At 54.9% G+C, this 15,491-nt stretch carries 15 protein-coding genes; 13 read left to right on the plus strand and 2 right to left on the minus strand.

All coding sequences use genetic code 11. The features are described from left to right. Positions 1–50: 50 nt before the first annotated feature. The 13 genes from BUB06_RS07785 to phnE (BUB06_RS07845) all read left to right on the plus strand — a co-directional run bounded on the left by BUB06_RS07785 (position 51) and on the right by phnE (BUB06_RS07845) (position 13,569). Positions 51–3,143 carry an autotransporter domain-containing protein gene (locus tag BUB06_RS07785; protein WP_039472189.1) on the plus strand — a complete coding sequence of 1,031 codons (3,093 nt, stop codon included), beginning with the start codon at positions 51–53 and terminating at the stop codon, positions 3,141–3,143. A gap of 253 nt (positions 3,144–3,396) precedes the next feature. Further along, positions 3,397–4,110, plus strand: a complete 714-nt coding sequence (phnF, locus tag BUB06_RS07790; RefSeq protein WP_039472613.1) for a phosphonate metabolism transcriptional regulator PhnF — start codon at positions 3,397–3,399, stop codon at positions 4,108–4,110. After that, positions 4,111–4,557, plus strand: a complete 447-nt coding sequence (gene phnG, locus BUB06_RS07795; RefSeq protein ID WP_039472191.1) for a phosphonate C-P lyase system protein PhnG — start codon at positions 4,111–4,113, stop codon at positions 4,555–4,557. After that, the gene (gene phnH / locus BUB06_RS07800) at positions 4,557–5,132 is read left to right on the plus strand and encodes a phosphonate C-P lyase system protein PhnH (protein ID WP_039472193.1); all 576 of its coding nucleotides are present in this window, start codon (positions 4,557–4,559) and stop codon (positions 5,130–5,132) included. The genes phnG and phnH overlap by 1 nt, the downstream gene beginning before the upstream one ends. Then, entirely contained in the window at positions 5,132–6,208 is a 1,077-nt protein-coding gene (locus BUB06_RS07805) for a carbon-phosphorus lyase complex subunit (RefSeq protein ID WP_039472195.1), read from the plus strand. The genes phnH and BUB06_RS07805 overlap by 1 nt, the downstream gene beginning before the upstream one ends. Next, positions 6,201–7,055, plus strand: a complete 855-nt coding sequence (locus BUB06_RS07810; RefSeq protein WP_039472197.1) for an alpha-D-ribose 1-methylphosphonate 5-phosphate C-P-lyase PhnJ — start codon at positions 6,201–6,203, stop codon at positions 7,053–7,055. The genes BUB06_RS07805 and BUB06_RS07810 overlap by 8 nt, the downstream gene beginning before the upstream one ends. Next, complete coding sequence (phnK, locus tag BUB06_RS07815) at positions 7,042–7,806, plus strand: phosphonate C-P lyase system protein PhnK (RefSeq protein WP_039472198.1); 765 nt, start codon at positions 7,042–7,044, stop codon at positions 7,804–7,806. The genes BUB06_RS07810 and phnK overlap by 14 nt, the downstream gene beginning before the upstream one ends. A gap of 62 nt (positions 7,807–7,868) precedes the next feature. Continuing rightward, a complete protein-coding gene (gene phnL, locus BUB06_RS07820) occupies positions 7,869–8,582 on the plus strand; it encodes a phosphonate C-P lyase system protein PhnL (protein ID WP_039472615.1) in 714 nt (237 codons plus the stop codon). Next, the gene (gene phnM, locus BUB06_RS07825) at positions 8,569–9,705 is read left to right on the plus strand and encodes an alpha-D-ribose 1-methylphosphonate 5-triphosphate diphosphatase (RefSeq protein WP_039472200.1); all 1,137 of its coding nucleotides are present in this window, start codon (positions 8,569–8,571) and stop codon (positions 9,703–9,705) included. Before phnL ends, phnM begins: the two co-directional genes overlap by 14 nt. A 152-nt stretch (positions 9,706–9,857) precedes the next feature. Further along, positions 9,858–10,685, plus strand: coding sequence for a phosphonate ABC transporter ATP-binding protein (phnC, locus tag BUB06_RS07830; protein ID WP_039472202.1), 828 nt, complete (start codon positions 9,858–9,860; stop codon positions 10,683–10,685). Positions 10,686–10,751: 66 nt separating this feature from the next. Beyond that, positions 10,752–11,684: a phosphonate ABC transporter substrate-binding protein gene (phnD, locus tag BUB06_RS07835; RefSeq protein ID WP_039472204.1), complete on the plus strand. Its 933-nt coding sequence runs from the start codon at positions 10,752–10,754 to the stop codon at positions 11,682–11,684. 126 nt (positions 11,685–11,810) lie between these two features. Further along, positions 11,811–12,671, plus strand: a complete 861-nt coding sequence (gene phnE, locus BUB06_RS07840) for a phosphonate ABC transporter, permease protein PhnE (RefSeq protein WP_039472206.1) — start codon at positions 11,811–11,813, stop codon at positions 12,669–12,671. 1 nt (position 12,672) lies between these two features. Then, positions 12,673–13,569, plus strand: coding sequence for a phosphonate ABC transporter, permease protein PhnE (phnE, locus tag BUB06_RS07845; RefSeq protein ID WP_039472208.1), 897 nt, complete (start codon positions 12,673–12,675; stop codon positions 13,567–13,569). A 405-nt stretch (positions 13,570–13,974) separates the two neighbouring features. On the opposite strand, the gene BUB06_RS07850 is transcribed toward phnE (BUB06_RS07845), so the two are convergent. Both BUB06_RS07850 and BUB06_RS07860 read right to left on the minus strand, forming a co-directional pair. Beyond that, a complete protein-coding gene (locus tag BUB06_RS07850) occupies positions 13,975–15,015 on the minus strand; it encodes an NADP(H)-dependent aldo-keto reductase (protein ID WP_039355826.1) in 1,041 nt (346 codons plus the stop codon). 206 nt (positions 15,016–15,221) lie between these two features. Beyond that, positions 15,222–15,428: a YgdI/YgdR family lipoprotein gene (locus tag BUB06_RS07860; protein ID WP_139294534.1), complete on the minus strand. Its 207-nt coding sequence runs from the start codon at positions 15,426–15,428 to the stop codon at positions 15,222–15,224. Between the last annotated feature and the right edge of the window lie 63 nt (positions 15,429–15,491).

Here is a 15,491-nt window from a genome sequence, read left to right on the forward strand (position 1 = left end):
CTAGTAACATAGAGTGACAATCACATTTGTGTTCGAACAGGGTGTCGTTAATGCTATCGGTGTGGAAAAGCAATGTTTGTAAAAACAAGGAAATGCACATCACGGTGACGTCGCGTCATACTGGTGTGAAAGGTGGCCGTGTGCTTGCGATGGGCTTACTGCTGTTTTGTCCTGTAACGCTATGGGGAGCGGATAACTTTCGGACGGCGGAATATGAACGTAACGGGGCCGCGCTGGATTCGATCAACGCGGCAGAAGCCTACAATCTCGGCTTCTCGGGGAAGGGCGTTGGCGTTGCGGTCATTGATTCTAATGGCGAATTAAGTGGTGATGAATTTGCCGGACGGGTGGATTCGGGCGCGGGGTGGCTCTCGTCTCCGTGGGATGGTGCGTTTCATGGCTACGCGGTGGCGGGCGTCATTGGTGCAGCGAAAAACGATAGCGGCATGCACGGCATCGCCTATCAAGCGACGCTGTTGCCATTAGGAACCACCTTTTCATCGCAGACATTGGTTAACGCCCAGCTTAACGTGCTCGACCGGCCAGATATCAAGATCGTCAATAATAGCTGGGGATACCGAATATTTAACGACACGGTGCAGACGTTCAGCGCCGATCGTCAGAGTGAATTGCTGGATGGCATCATCAATAACAATACGGTGATTGGTGAGGAGATGGCAAAGCAGGGCCAGTTAACGGTGTTTGCTGCCGGGAACGAAGGGCATCTGACGCCGTCGATTATTTCCGGGTTGCCAACGCTATTAGATGCCTATGGTATTGAGAACAATATTGCCAATAACTGGTTAAATATTGTGGCTTACGATCCTTCTCAGCGTCCTTCCAGCGCGGCGTTCATCGCGTCATTCAGCAATCTGGGGTTTGGGTCGTCGGCTTATACGCTGCTTGCGCCGGGGGTAAATATCGTTTCTACCAGGGATGCGAACACCACTGACACATTCAGCGGCACGTCATTTGCGACCCCCTACGTTTCGGGCGTTGCGGCGCTGGCGTCTGAGGCGTTTCCGTATCTGAACGGTAAGCAGCTAGCCGACATTCTCTTGTCTACGGCTACGCCGCTCACCGGTAGCAATACTCCGCGTGCGGTCTTGCTCATCCACAAGAATTACGATGACCATCAAAACTATCTCAGTAGCGAACTCAATGTTTACGCGACGGGCAACACCGTCACGTTCAGCGATGAGGAAATGACTGCTTTTCTGGCTCGGGTCAGAGAGGATGCGTTCTTCGACAATCTCACCGATGAACAGGTGCGCAGCGCGATTCGTGCCCGTGCCAGCGCGCAAAATATTAATGTGCTTACGACGGATGATTACCAATCGCTATTTGGTCAGGGGATGGTTAACGCGTATAGAGCGGTGCAGGGGCCGGGCGCATTGAATGCCCAGAGGCTAAGCGCTAGCGATCTCAGTAGCGGAACGTTTAACGGTAACTACGCGATCTACGGGGTTGATACGCAAGGCTATTCCAGCACCTGGAGCAATGACATCGCACAGGTGAAAAATACGACCAGCAGCAGTTCCCTGTATCAGTTGGATGTTGGTTTACGCAAACAGGGCGCAGGGGCGCTTTATCTGACGGGCAATAATACCTATCTCGGGCCGACCATTGTCGAAGGCGGCAGCGTCGTGGTGGGCAAGGTCGCGCAGGGGAGCGGCAGTCTGGCGGGGGATGTCTGGGTGCAATCGGCGGCAACGCTGGGCGGTCATGGCAAGATCGCTGGCACCGTCACGCTTGAGAACGGCTCAACGCTTTCACCCGGTGCCTCCGTTGGCACATTAACGGTTGGCAATGTGGTGTTTCAGTCCGGCAGTCTTTATCACTATGAGATTGATGAACAGGGCAACGCTGATGGCCTGAATGTCACGCAGGATGCGACATTGGCGGGAACCGTGGTGCTGGATGCGTCTTCGCAGTCGTTGGGCGATCGTTTTACCCTGTTGAATGTCGGCGGCACGCTGAGCGGCAACTTTGATGGATTGGTTTCTAACTCAACCCTGCCTTTCCTGCAAGATACGCTGAGCTATGGCAGCAAGCAGGCTTATCTGGACGTGGTGCGCAATAATCGCGCCTTTAATGATGTCGCCACCAGCCGTAATCAACGCGCCGTTGCGCAGACCATCGAGAGCCAGAATAGTGGGCCGGTTTTCTCTGCTATCGCGAACAGCCGCAGTGACGCGGCCGCACGGGCCTCACTTGATAATCTTGACGGTGAGATCTACGCCGCCTCGCGTGCCGCATTGCTCCAGCGTAGCCGGTATGTGCGGGACGAAATCAACAGCGCGCTGCACGATGAAAATGCACAGTCGCTTTGGCTAAGTACGTGGGCGAACAATGGTCAGTTCGATGAGACGGCTGAATCCTCACGCGTTAACCACAGCGGCTATGGCTTCTTAATCGGTAACGGCAGCCCAGTCGGTGAAAGCAGTACGCTTGGGGTTGCTGTCGGCGCAGAGAAAAGCAAGATCAAAACCGATGCGCGTGCCGCCAGTAACGATGTGACGGCTTATCACGTTGGCAGCTATTGGGGCACGAGCTATAGCGGCATCGCATGGCGATCCGGTCTGGTCTACAGCTATCTGGATATGGACAGCGAACGCAACATTCAGGTGCCCGGACTCACGAGCCGCGCTCAGGCAGATTATCATGCGCAACTTTTTCAGGGGTTTGCAGAGGGAAGCCATCGTTTCGCCTTCAATGACAGCCTCAGCGTTGAACCTTATGGCAACCTTTCGTATGCCTGGCTCGATCTCGCGGGTGGACAAGAACACGGTAGCGCCGCTGCGCTGCGCTGGGAACGTCAGGGGAGCGGGGCGGGATACTCAACGCTGGGCTTACGCGGTGAGGCGCGCTGGTCTTCACTCTCGCCTGTCCGGCTCTATGCCGATGCGGGCTATCAGCGACGCTTGACGCCGGACCGTAATCAAACGCGGCTGAGTTTTGTACAAGGGGGCGATGCTTATACGATCCACTCTGCCACTGACGATCGCGATGCGCTGCTAGTGCGGGCGGGCGTCACGTTGGCGATTAAGCAGAATGCGACGCTGTTGCTGGGCTATCAAGGCTTAGTGAGCGATAAAATGAGCGAAAACAGCGCCAAAATGCAGTTTGGACTCACATTCTGATACTTGAAAATCATCCCCCACGCGTGGGTAAAGCCGTGTGTGGGGCGTTTGGTACAGGGCTGTCGCCCGGTGAGATAATGCGCCGCCGATAGCTATACATCGTTAGCAGCCTATCGAAAAAAGTTCATTTTTGTGCCATGTCTGATTAACGAGACAGACATATTCCCTCCTCATAATCGTACGATATTTATACATTCCAGCGTTCTCCTTCCAAATCGTATTAATGCCCCGTGTTTCTGGGAGATTTTTTATGATGCAGTTGTCCAGACATCCGACCACACTCTATCAGGCGATTGCTGCCCGATTAGAAGAAGAGCTACGCGAGCGCTACAAATGTGGCGACTATCTCCCCTCTGAAAAACAGCTGGCTACGCACTACGCCGTTAATCGCCATACGTTACGCCGGGCCGTGGATGATTTGGTGAAGAAAGGGCTGGTTCAACGCCGTCACGGCGTGGGGATCTTGGTGCTTATGCGGCCTTATGACTACCCGCTGCATGCGCAGGCCCACTTTAGCCAGAACCTGTTGGATCAAGGCAGCAGTCCCTCCAGCGAACGACTCTTTGCCATGTTAAGCCCCGCCAGCCAGGACATTGCCACTGCGCTGGGCTGTAGTGAAGGCGACAATGTCATCCATTTGCGCACGCTGCGCCGGGTGAACGGCATACCGGTCTGCGTCATTAACCATTTCCTGCCCAATCTTTCCTGGTGGCCGCACCTACAGCAGTTTAATTGCGGCTCGCTGCATGACTTTATTACCGAGCGACTTAATCAGGTGCTGATCCGCATGCAAACGCGCATCAGTACGCGTCTGGCTCAGGCTAAAGAGAGCCGGCTGTTGGAAATCGACGCGCAGGCACCGCTGCTGTGTTTGCGCACGCTGAATAAAACCGCAAGCGGTGAGATCGCCGAGTACTCCGTCAGCCTGACGCGCGGCGATATGATCGAACTGACGCTGGAGCACTAGATGGATACGCTAACACGCCGTCAACACTGGCTCTCGGTGCTGGCATTCAGCCCGGTGGTCGAGCTGGAGAAGCGCTGGCAAACGCTCAATTTACACCCGCAGTACGCCCTGCTGCGCGCCGCCGAAATTGGCCTGACTCGCCTACAGGCGAGAATGGGAGGAACGGGCAAACGCTTTGTGCTGGGGGATATGACGATGACGCGTGCTGTGGTGCGTCTGGCTGATGGTACGTGTGGATACAGCTATGTGGCCGGTCGTGATAAAGCCCATGCCGAGCGCTGTGCCGTGATTGATGCACTGTTGCAACAGCCGGAAAACCACGATCGGTTACAGGAGCATCTCATCGAGCCTCTGGCGGCGCAGCGTGCCGAGCTGTGTGAACAGCGCGCGCGTGAAATTGCCAGTAGCAAGGTCGATTTCTTCACGTTGGTTCGCGGAGATAACTGATGTCTATACAGTCGAGCTTTGCGCAGCCAGTGGCTGACGCGCAGTGTGCTTTTCGGCGTATCCTCAAAGCCGTTAGCGAACCGGGCATCACGGTGACTTTACCGTTACAGCAAGGATGGGGGCGGCTCTCTCCTGCCTCGACGGCGGTGATGCTGACGCTGGTCGATCGCGACACACCGCTCTGGCTGGATGACGCATTGAATGATGAAACCACCCGCAGCAACCTGCGTTTTCATACCGGTGCGATATTGACCCGCGATGAGTCGGCGGCCTTCGCCTTGCTTCATGTTTCGTCGGCCATCGCGCTGTCGCAGTTTTCTGCTGGTGATGTCATGTCGCCGGAAAAGAGTACCACGGTCATTATCGACGTCATTTCTTTGACCGGCGGTACGCCGCTGCGCCTGAGCGGGCCGGGGCTGGAAAGCTCACGTCTCGTGGATCCGCAATTACCGCCGGACATGCTGCGCTATCTCTGTCACCGTCCCGATCCCTTTCCGCAAGGTATCGATCTGATGTTCACCTGTGCCGATGCCCTGATGGCATTACCGCGCACCACCCATGTGGAGGTCTGTTGATGTATGTCGCCGTGAAAGGGGGAGAGAAAGCGATCGAGAATGCCCATCGCTTACAGGACGATCTGCGCCGTGGGGATCGTGACACCCCGGAGATTGGCTGTCAGCAGGTAGAGCAACAGCTTGGACTGGCGGTCGATCGCGTGATGACCGAAGGCGGGATTTACGATCGTGAACTGGCGGCGCTGGCGATCAAGCAGGCCAGTGGCGATGTGGTGGAAGCCATTTTTCTGCTGCGTGCGTATCGCACGACGCTGCCGCGTCTGGCTGACAGCCTGCCGCTAACGACGGCGAACATGCGGATTGAGCGACGGATTTCGGCGGTTTACAAAGATGTGCCGGGCGGTCAGGTTCTCGGCCCTACCTACGATTACACTCACCGTTTGCTGGATTTCACGCTGCTTGCCAACGGTGACACACCTGCGCCGCCCGTTGCTGATGCACCGCTGGAAGCAACGTGCCCACTGATATTCGATCTGATGACCCGCGAAGGCTTTGCCATCAGGGAAGAGGATGATGGCAGCGAGCCGTGCGATATCACCCGCGATCCGCCGAGTTATCCCGCTCCGCGTTCGGCGCGCCTGCAACAGCTGGTGCGGGGAGACGAAGGCTTCCTGCTGGCGTTGAGCTACTCGACACAGCGCGGTTATGGCCGCACGCATCCCTTTGCCGGAGAGATCCGTACGGGCTTTGTCACGGTAGAGATTGTGCCGGAGGAGCTGGGGTTTCCGCTGGAAATTGGCGAAATCCTGCTGACCGAGTGTGAAATGGTCAACGGTTTTACCGATCGGGATGAGGAAGCTCCACATTTTACCCGAGGCTACGGGCTGGTGTTTGGACGCGCAGAGCGTAAAGCCATGTCGATGGCCTTAGTGGATCGTGCGCTGCAAACCGCAGAGCATCACGAACGGGTGACCAGCCCGGCGCAAGACGAAGAGTTTGTGCTGTCGCATGCGGATAACGTCGAGGCGGCGGGGTTTGTCTCTCACCTCAAATTACCTCACTACGTCGATTTTCAGGCGGAGCTGGAGCTATTGAAACGTCTGCGTCAGGAATATCAGGAGGGCAAAGATGCATGAACTAAGCGGCTATAACCCCGGCTATCTTGATGAGCAAACCAAACGCACTATCCGGCGCGCTATTTTGAAAGCGGTGGCGATTCCCGGCTATCAGGTGCCGTTTGGCGGACGGGAAATGCCGATGCCCTATGGCTGGGGAACCGGCGGGATTCAGCTGACCGCCAGCCTGATTGGTGAAAACGATGTGCTGAAAGTGATTGATCAGGGAGCGGACGACACGACCAATGCCGTCTCTATTCGACGTTTCTTCCAGCGTGTGAGCGGGGCGGTGACCACCGAACGCACCGTTGAGGCCACGCTGATTCAGACGCGTCACCGTATTCCTGAAACGCCGCTGAAAGAAGATCAGATCCTGATCTATCAGGTGCCTATTCCCGATCCGCTGCGCTTTATTGAACCGCGTGAGGTCGAAACGCGCAAAATGCATGCGCTGGAAGAGTACGGCATCATGCAGGTGAAGCTGTATGAAGATATCGCCCGCTATGGTCATATTGCGACAACCTATGCGTATCCGGTGAAGGTGAACGACCGCTATGTGATGGATCCGTCGCCCATTCCAAAGTTTGATAATCCCAAAATGCACAGGATGCCCGCGCTGCAACTGTTTGGCGCGGGCAGAGAAAAGCGCATTTACGCTTTGCCTCCCTACTGTGACGTGAAAAGTCTGGATTTCGACGACCACCCGTTCAGCATTCAACGCTGGGAACAGCCCTGTGCGCTGTGCGGTTCGCACGACAGCTACCTTGATGAAATCGTGATAGATGATGAAGGATCGCGTCTGTTTGTCTGCTCCGATACCGACTATTGCCGTCAGCAGCAGGAGAAACAAAACCATGAACCGCAGTGAACAGCCGCTGCTGGCGGTCAATAACCTGACGCACCTTTATGCGCCGGAAAAGGGCTTTGAAGACGTTTCGTTTGAGCTTTTTCCGGGGGAAGTGCTGGGGATCGTCGGCGAATCGGGCTCGGGAAAAACCACGCTATTACAGGCTATTTCGGCACGTTTAACGCCACAGCAGGGAACGATTGACTATCAGGGACGCGATTTATATCGCCTGAGCGAAAGTGAGAGGCGACGCCTGCTGCGCACCGAATGGGGCGTGGTGCATCAGTATCCGCTTGATGGCCTGCGCCCGCAGGTTTCGGCCGGTGGCAATATTGGTGAACGGCTGATGGCAGCCGGGCAGCGCCACTATGGTGAGATTCGCCAGCAGGCAAGCCAGTGGTTGCAGGACGTTGAGATCCCGGTTGCGCGCATTGACGATCTGCCTACCACCTTTTCTGGCGGTATGCAGCAGCGTCTGCAAATTGCCCGTAGTCTGGTGACGCGCCCTAAATTGGTCTTCATGGATGAACCGACCGGCGGGCTCGATGTTTCCGTACAGGCTCGCCTGCTGGATCTCTTACGTACTCTGGTGCGTGAACTGAATCTGGCGGTGGTGATCGTGACGCATGATTTGGGCGTCGCGCGAATGCTGGCTCACCACCTGATCGTGATGAAACAAGGGCGGGTTGTCGAAAGCGGCCTGATTGACCGCGTATTGGACGATCCCAGACACCCTTATACGCAACTGCTGGTTTCGTCAGTCCTCAACTGATGAAGCCACGCGAATCTCGCGCCAGCGCGGGGGAATCAGGTTGTAATCAATCGGAACACGCCATGAACACACAGCTTCGCGTTGAGCATGTTTATAAAGTCTTCGTGTTACACAATCAGCACGGTGCTGCTTTGCCCGTGTTGCATGACGCTAATTTTGAGGTCAATGCTGGGGAATGCGTGGTGCTGGATGGTCATTCCGGCAGTGGCAAATCCACGCTGCTCCGTTCGCTGTATGCCAATTACCAGCCTAACAGCGGCCATATTTGGGTAAAGCATCACCATCACTGGGTCGATCTGGTGAACGCCCCGTCACGGCAAATTCTTGCCATTCGCCGCGATACCATTGGCTGGGTCAGCCAGTTTTTACGGGTGATCCCCCGCGTCTCTACGCTGGATGTCGTCATTCAGCCCCTGCTGGAGCGCGGTCTGGCGCGTGCCGAGTGTGAGGATCGTGCCAGACAGTTGCTCGCCCGGCTCAACGTACCAGAACGACTCTGGTCGCTACCGCCATCGACTTTTTCTGGCGGGGAACAGCAGCGGGTGAATATTGCCCGAGGGTTTATCGCCAATTACCCCATTCTCCTGCTGGATGAGCCGACCGCGTCGTTGGACAGCGGCAATAGCAATGTGGTGGTTCAACTGATTGAAGAAGCCCGTGAGGGCGGGGCGGCGATTGTCGGCATTTTCCATGACAGTGCGGTGCGTAACCGGCTCGCCACGCATTTACACGCCATGCAACCTTATCCCGGGGTGCAGCAACATGATTATCAATAATGTCCAGTTGGTATTGGAAAATGAGGTGGTTTACGGGTCGCTGGACGTGCAAGACGGCGTCATTGTTCACGTCAGCAGCTCACGTAGTCAGCAGTCTGGGGCTTTTGATGGTGAGGGGGGATTTCTGCTGCCGGGGCTGGTGGAGCTGCATACCGATAATCTCGATAAATTTTTTACTCCACGGCCAAAAGTGGATTGGCCGGCCTACTCGGCCATGAGCAGCCACGATGCGCTGATGGTGGCGAATGGTATCACCACCGTGCTGGATGCGATTGCCGTGGGAGACGTGCGGGACGGCGGCCATCGCTTTGATAATCTCAATAAAATGGTTGAGGCAATCCGTCAGGGGCAGGAAAAAGGGCTAAACCGCGCCGAGCACCGGCTGCATCTGCGCTGCGAACTGCCGTATGACGCCACGGTTCCGCTGTTTGAACAACTGATGAATACCCCCGATCTGCTGTTGGTGTCATTGATGGATCATTCGCCCGGCCAGCGTCAGTACACCTCGTTGCAGAAATACCGCGAGTATTTTCAGGGAAAATATCATCTCAGTAATCCACAGATGGACGCGTTTGAAGAAGAACAGAGGGGGCTGGCTGCTCGCTGGTCTCAACCCAATCGTCTGGCGATCGCGGCACTCTGCCGTAAAAAAGGGATCGCATTAGCCAGCCATGATGACGCCACGGTAGAACACGTTAACGAATCCCTTAAGGTAGGCTGTGCGATTGCTGAATTTCCGACTACCGAGGCGGCAGCGAGATGCTCACACGACCGCGGATTGCTGGTGTTGATGGGCGCGCCCAACGTGGTACGCGGCGGCTCGCATTCGGGCAACGTATCCGCCAGCCAACTGGCGCAGCAGGGGTTGTTGGATATTCTCTCTTCTGATTATTACCCTGCCAGCCTGCTTGATGCCGCATTTCGTCTGGCACAGGATGAGAGCAATCCTTATGACCTGCCGCGTGCTATCACCTTGCTGACACGCAATCCCGCCCGCGCCATCGGGTTACACGATCGCGGTGTGATTACTGAAGGAGGACGTGCCGATCTGGTTCTGGCCCATACGCTTCACGGCCATGTTCATATTCGTCATGTGTGGGCAAAAGGGCAGAAGGTGTACTAATCGATTGATTTGCTTATTAGCGGATTTTGGCGCGGCTAAGGATAGCCTCACAAATCGTTTCAATTGGTCATTATTTAATCATTTGTTATTCATGAAACCATCATGCCATCTGTTCTTAATGAGGGTGCTACCTCACCACAGTGGATATCAAGATGGCACAGGCACAATTGAAATCTGGCCTTGAATTCAAAACGCAGTTGCAGCCCGTTCGGCCGCAAAAGGTGCTGTCCGTTCGCGGTGTGGGGAAAGCATGGTCTCCACAACACCGTGTGCTGGACGACATTAACTTCGATCTGCATACGGGAGAATTCGTTGCCGTCATTGGCCGTTCCGGGGCAGGAAAATCGACGCTGCTGCATCTGTTAAACGGCACAATTTCAGCCTCCGGCGGCGAAATTATCGATTATAGCGCTGAGCCGCCACAGGATATTATCAAGCTAAGCTCGCGCCAGATACGCCAATGGCGCGCCCATTGCGGCATGATTTTTCAGGATTTCTGTCTGGTTCCGCGGTTGGATGTCCTCACTAACGTCTTGCTGGGCCGCCTTAGCCAAACCTCCACGCTCAAGTCACTCTTTCGTGTTTTTTCCGACGAGGACCGCGCTCGCGCCATCGCGTTGTTGCAATGGTTAAACATGCTGCCACAGGCGCTACAACGCGCGGAAAACCTCTCTGGCGGCCAGATGCAGCGTGTCGCTATTTGTCGGGCTCTCATGCAGCAGCCCAGAATTTTGCTGGCCGATGAACCAGTCGCGTCGCTCGATCCCAAAAATACCCGCCGCATTATGGATGTCTTACGGGAAGTGAGTCAGCAGGGGATAAGCGTGATGGTTAACCTGCACTCGGTGGATCTGGTGAAGCATTACTGCACGCGCGTCATCGGGATCGCTCAGGGGCGCATTGTTTTTGACGGGCATCCAACGCGATTGGATGAGCCGCTGCTTCATACGCTGTATGGCGATGAACTGAACGCACATTAACGCAATATACGTTTACCACCAGTGCGTTTAACACGATGGCCTTTGACACGATAACGGGTGATAGCAATGAGAAAGATCCTTGGTTTGGCGATGATATTAACCAGCTCACTGACCGTCTTGAACGTGACGGCGGCAGGGATGCCCAAAGAGCTGAATTTGGGTATTTTGGGCGGACAAAATGCGACACAGCAGATCGGTGATAATCAGTGCGTCAAACAGTTCCTTGATAAAGAACTGGGGGTTGAGACCCGGTTACGTAACGCGTCTGATTACTCCGGCGTCATTCAGGGTCTGCTGGGGGGAAAAGTGGATCTGGTCCTGAGTATGTCGCCGTCGGCTTTCGCCTCGGTCTATCTGAAAGATCCTAACGCAGTGGACATCGTCGGTATCGCCGTTGACGATAAAGACCAGTCACGCGGCTACCACTCTGTGGTGGTGGTCAAAGCTGACAGTCCGTACAAAAAGCTGGAAGACCTGAAAGGGAAATCTTTTGGCTTTGCCGATCCCGATTCAACCTCGGGCTTTCTGGTGCCCAATCAGATTTTTAAACAGAAATTTGGCGGGAATAACGATAACAAATACAACAATTTCTTTTCCAGCGTGACGTTTTCTGGTGGTCATGAGCAGGACATTCTGGGCGTATTGAACGGCCAATTTGACGGTGCCGTCGCCTGGACATCAATGGTGGGCGATTACAACACGGGCTATACCGCCGGTGCTTTTACCCGCCTGATTCGTATGGACCATCCGAATCTGATGCAGCAGATCCGGATTATCTGGCAATCCCCGCTGATTCCGAACGGCCCGATTCTGGTCAGCAATAAGCTACCTGCTGATTTTAAGCAGAAGGTCATTACTGCGGTGATGAAGTTGGATAAAGATCAGCATGAATGCTTTACCAAGGCGATGGGCGGGACTCAGCATATCGGCGCGGCAAGCCTGAATGATTACCAGCACATCATCGACATGAAACGCGAACTGACGAAAGGTAACCGCTGATCGAGTAAAGGCGTTTCGCCGTTCCCTCAACGCCCGTTCGGACGCGACATCGAACGGGCGGCAACATTTTCAGTCCGCTCATCAAAGTCAGGGTAGGACGTATCGCCCGGTAAATAGGACACTGCTTTGAAGAATGACTTTGAGCACTATTATCAACAGATTAAAGGGCGACAAAAGCGCGAGGCGCTACTGTGGTCTTTGCTGCTGGCTAGCCTGTTTCTGGGGGCGGGCAAGGTTGCTGAATTCAGCCCCGCAACCATCTGGCATTCTCTGCCGAATTTTTTCAGCTACTTGCACGATACGCTGCCTGTTCTGCACTGGCAGCAGCTTCTGGCTAACGCTCACACCGAAGGCTCTCTGGCTTATTGGGGATATCGGCTGCCGATACAGCTGCCGCTGATCTGGGAAACGCTGCAAATGGCGCTGGCTTCCACGATCGTTGCGGTGGCGGTTGCTACGATACTGGCATTTTGTGCCGCCGCGAATACGCAAAGCGCGATGCTGCTGCGTGTGACTATTCGCGCGCTGGTGGCCTTTTTACGCACCATGCCGGAGCTGGGTTGGGCGGTGATGTTTGTCATGGCTTTTGGCATCGGTGCCATGCCCGGCTTTATTGCGCTGGCGCTGCACACCGTCGGCAGCTTAACCAAACTGTTTTATGAGTCTCTGGAAAGCGCGTCCGATCGATCGGTACGCGGTCTGGCAAGCTGTGGTGCCAACAAGCTCCAGATTATGCGTTTCGCCTTCTGGCCACAGGTAAAGCCGATTTTTCTCTCCTACAGCTTTATGCGCATGGAGATTAATTTCCGTTCCTCCACCATTCTTGGCCTGGTCGGCGCGGGTGGCATTGGTCAGGAACTGATGACCAACATTAAGCTCGATCGCTACGATCAGGTCAGTATGACCTTATTGTTGATTCTCGTGGTGGTCTCGCTGCTGGATGGTTTATCCGGCTATCTACGCCGTCGCGTGGTAGAAGGACAGTGACATGAGAACGGTGACGTCGGCTGATGTCGAGCAATTGAAAAAGCAGCATCCCGACCTGTTTCGCATACAGTCGCGCTACCTACGCCGAATCGCGCTGCTGGTGCTGGCCGTCACGCTGTATTACCTGTTCTTTTTCCAGACTTTTGGCATCAGTTGGCAGCAGTGGGTCAATGGTTCGTCGCAGCTGGGGCGCTATTTTTTACGCATGTTTGTCTGGCATGATTTTCTCAACTGGCCTTTTCGTTACTACCTGTCGCAAATTGCCATCACGCTGTCGATCGTGTTTGCGGGGACGATAACGGCGACCTGCATCGCGTTGTTACTCTCCTTCTTTGCGGCGCGTAACATTATGCAGCGTCGCGGATTACGGCCTATTGCCCTGTTGGTGCGGTGCTTGTTGGACATGATGCGCGGTATTGATATGGCGATTTGGGGGCTGATATTCGTGCGAGCCGTCGGGCTGGGGCCGCTGGCGGGGTTGTTGGCTATCGTGATGCAGGATATTGGCCTGCTCGGCAAGCTCTACGCGGAAGGACATGAAGCTGTCGAACGTTCACCCGGACGAGGCCTGAGCGCGTTAGGTGCCAATGCGCTGCAAAAACACCGCTTTGGTATCTTCACGCAGTCGTTCCCCATCATTCTGGCGCTCAGCCTCTACCAGATTGAATCGAATACCCGTTCTGTTGCCGTATTGGGTTTTGTCGGCGCGGGGGGGATCGGGCTGGTGTATGCGGAGAACATGCGCTTATGGAACTGGGATGTGGTGATGTTTATCACGCTGATTTTAGTCGCGATAGTGATGGTGATGGATGGGATATCGTCTTGGTTGCGTAAGCGCTATATCACGGGTAAGGATATTCCGTTGTTTCAGCCAAAAGACAGTTCAATCTTTGATTAAGTGTTTCTTAGTCACATTGTTATGCCGACTGAGAGATTGTTTCGTGCGCCACAATACTGTCACTTTCATGCTACCTCGTAGCACGCGCCCGACACGGGACGGCTCAAACGCCGCTCGCCCCGTGACCCCAGGCTTTCGGCGGGAATTATGCCGCTGGCGCGGTTCCTTCGTCGGTATCCGGCTTAACGGACCGCTTACGACACGTTTACTCGCCCCATAAATGGGACTCGCCCTTCGGGCCAGCACAAGTGCTGTTCAAAAACGTCTCTGACGTTTTTGTCCGACGTGGCGCAAGCTTTCGCCGCGTCCTGCGGCTCATCCGAAGCCAGCTATCTCCTCAGCATAATTTTTTACGCCGGATCACGGCAAAATGCCGATGAACCCTGTGGCCCCCGATTTTGTCGTTTACGGTGCCGGAAACGTGAAGCGGCGGTGGATCGCTTCCAGCTCGTCCAGGATCTCTCCGTCCAGCGTCAGGTTCTGGCTGTCGAGGTTGATTTGCAGCTGTTCCAGCGTCGTTGCACCCAGCAGCGTACTGGCGACGAACGGCTGCTGACGCACAAACGCTAATGCCATTTGCGCCGGATTCAGACCGTGCTTTTGCGCCAGCGCCACGTATTCGGCAACTGCTGCCTGAGCCTGTGGGCCGGTATAACGGGTGAAGCGGCTAAACAACGTGTTACGTGCATCGGCAGGTTTCGCGCCATTCAGGTATTTACCCGTCAGCGTACCGAACGCCAGTGACGAATAGGCGAGAAGTTCCACGCCTTCATGCTGGCTGATTTCTGCTAAGCCGACTTCAAAACTGCGGTTCAGCAGGCTGTAGGGGTTCTGAATCGACACGATACGCGGCAGGTCATGTTTTTCCGCCAGATGCAGATAGCGCATCACGCCCCACGGGGTTTCGTTGGAGACACCGACGTAGCGGATCTTACCAGCACGCACCTGCTCATTCAGCGCTTCCAGCGTTTCCAGCAGCGTGACGACCGGTTTGTCGTCAGTATACTGATAGTTCAGCTTGCCAAAGCAGTTGGTCTGACGCTGTGGCCAATGCAGCTGATAGAGATCGATATAGTCGGTGTTCAGGCGTTGCAGGCTGGCATCCAACGCGGCACGGATGTTTTTTCTGTCCAGCGCCTGCTGTGGCCGAATGCTGTGATCGTTTCCGCGCACGGGGCCGGAGACTTTACTGGCCACAATCAGTTTTTCACGTCCGCCACGGGATTTCAGCCAGGAACCGATATAGCTCTCGGTTAGTCCCTGTGTTTCTGGGCGCGGAGGAACGGCGTACATTTCTGCTGTGTCAATCAGGTTAACACCTGCGGCAATGGCGTGATCTAATTGTGCATGAGCGTCTGCTTCGCTGTTCTGTTCGCCAAAGGTCATCGTACCAAGACCCAGCACGCTCACTTCTAAAGAACTATGGGGAATACGGTGATATTGCATTGCCAGCTTCCTTATGTCTGAAAATAGCAGGCGCATTTCCCGTCATTTCCGCATGATTTGCTGCGATTCCAATGAGTTTGGGAAGACACACCTGAATTCGACTATAAACGAAGCCGTGGCGAGTGGGGAAGTCTCTTCTGTTGCCCTTCAGCAGGATTTTGCCGAAGAGCGTCGTTCGAGGGGGAAATATCAGGCTAACGTTGCCGTTAGCGCTGCACGATCTGGGAGACTTGATCGCTGTTGATTTGTTTCTGATTACCTTGCTCATCGGTATAGCTGAGCAGCCCGGTATCTTTATCCAGCACGGGTTTTCCCTGCGTCAGGAGCATTTTCCCCTCTTTTGTCGCCATCACATAGTCACTGGAACAGCCTGCCAGAGTGAATAATAACGCCAGTGTGATTGCCATTTTCATCCGTACTTTCATCATATTAACCCGTTCATAAATGCCAAAACCTAAGGTGAGTCTAGCAAATGG

Source organism: Pectobacterium carotovorum (assembly GCF_900129615.1).
GTDB lineage: Bacteria > Pseudomonadota > Gammaproteobacteria > Enterobacterales > Enterobacteriaceae > Pectobacterium > Pectobacterium carotovorum.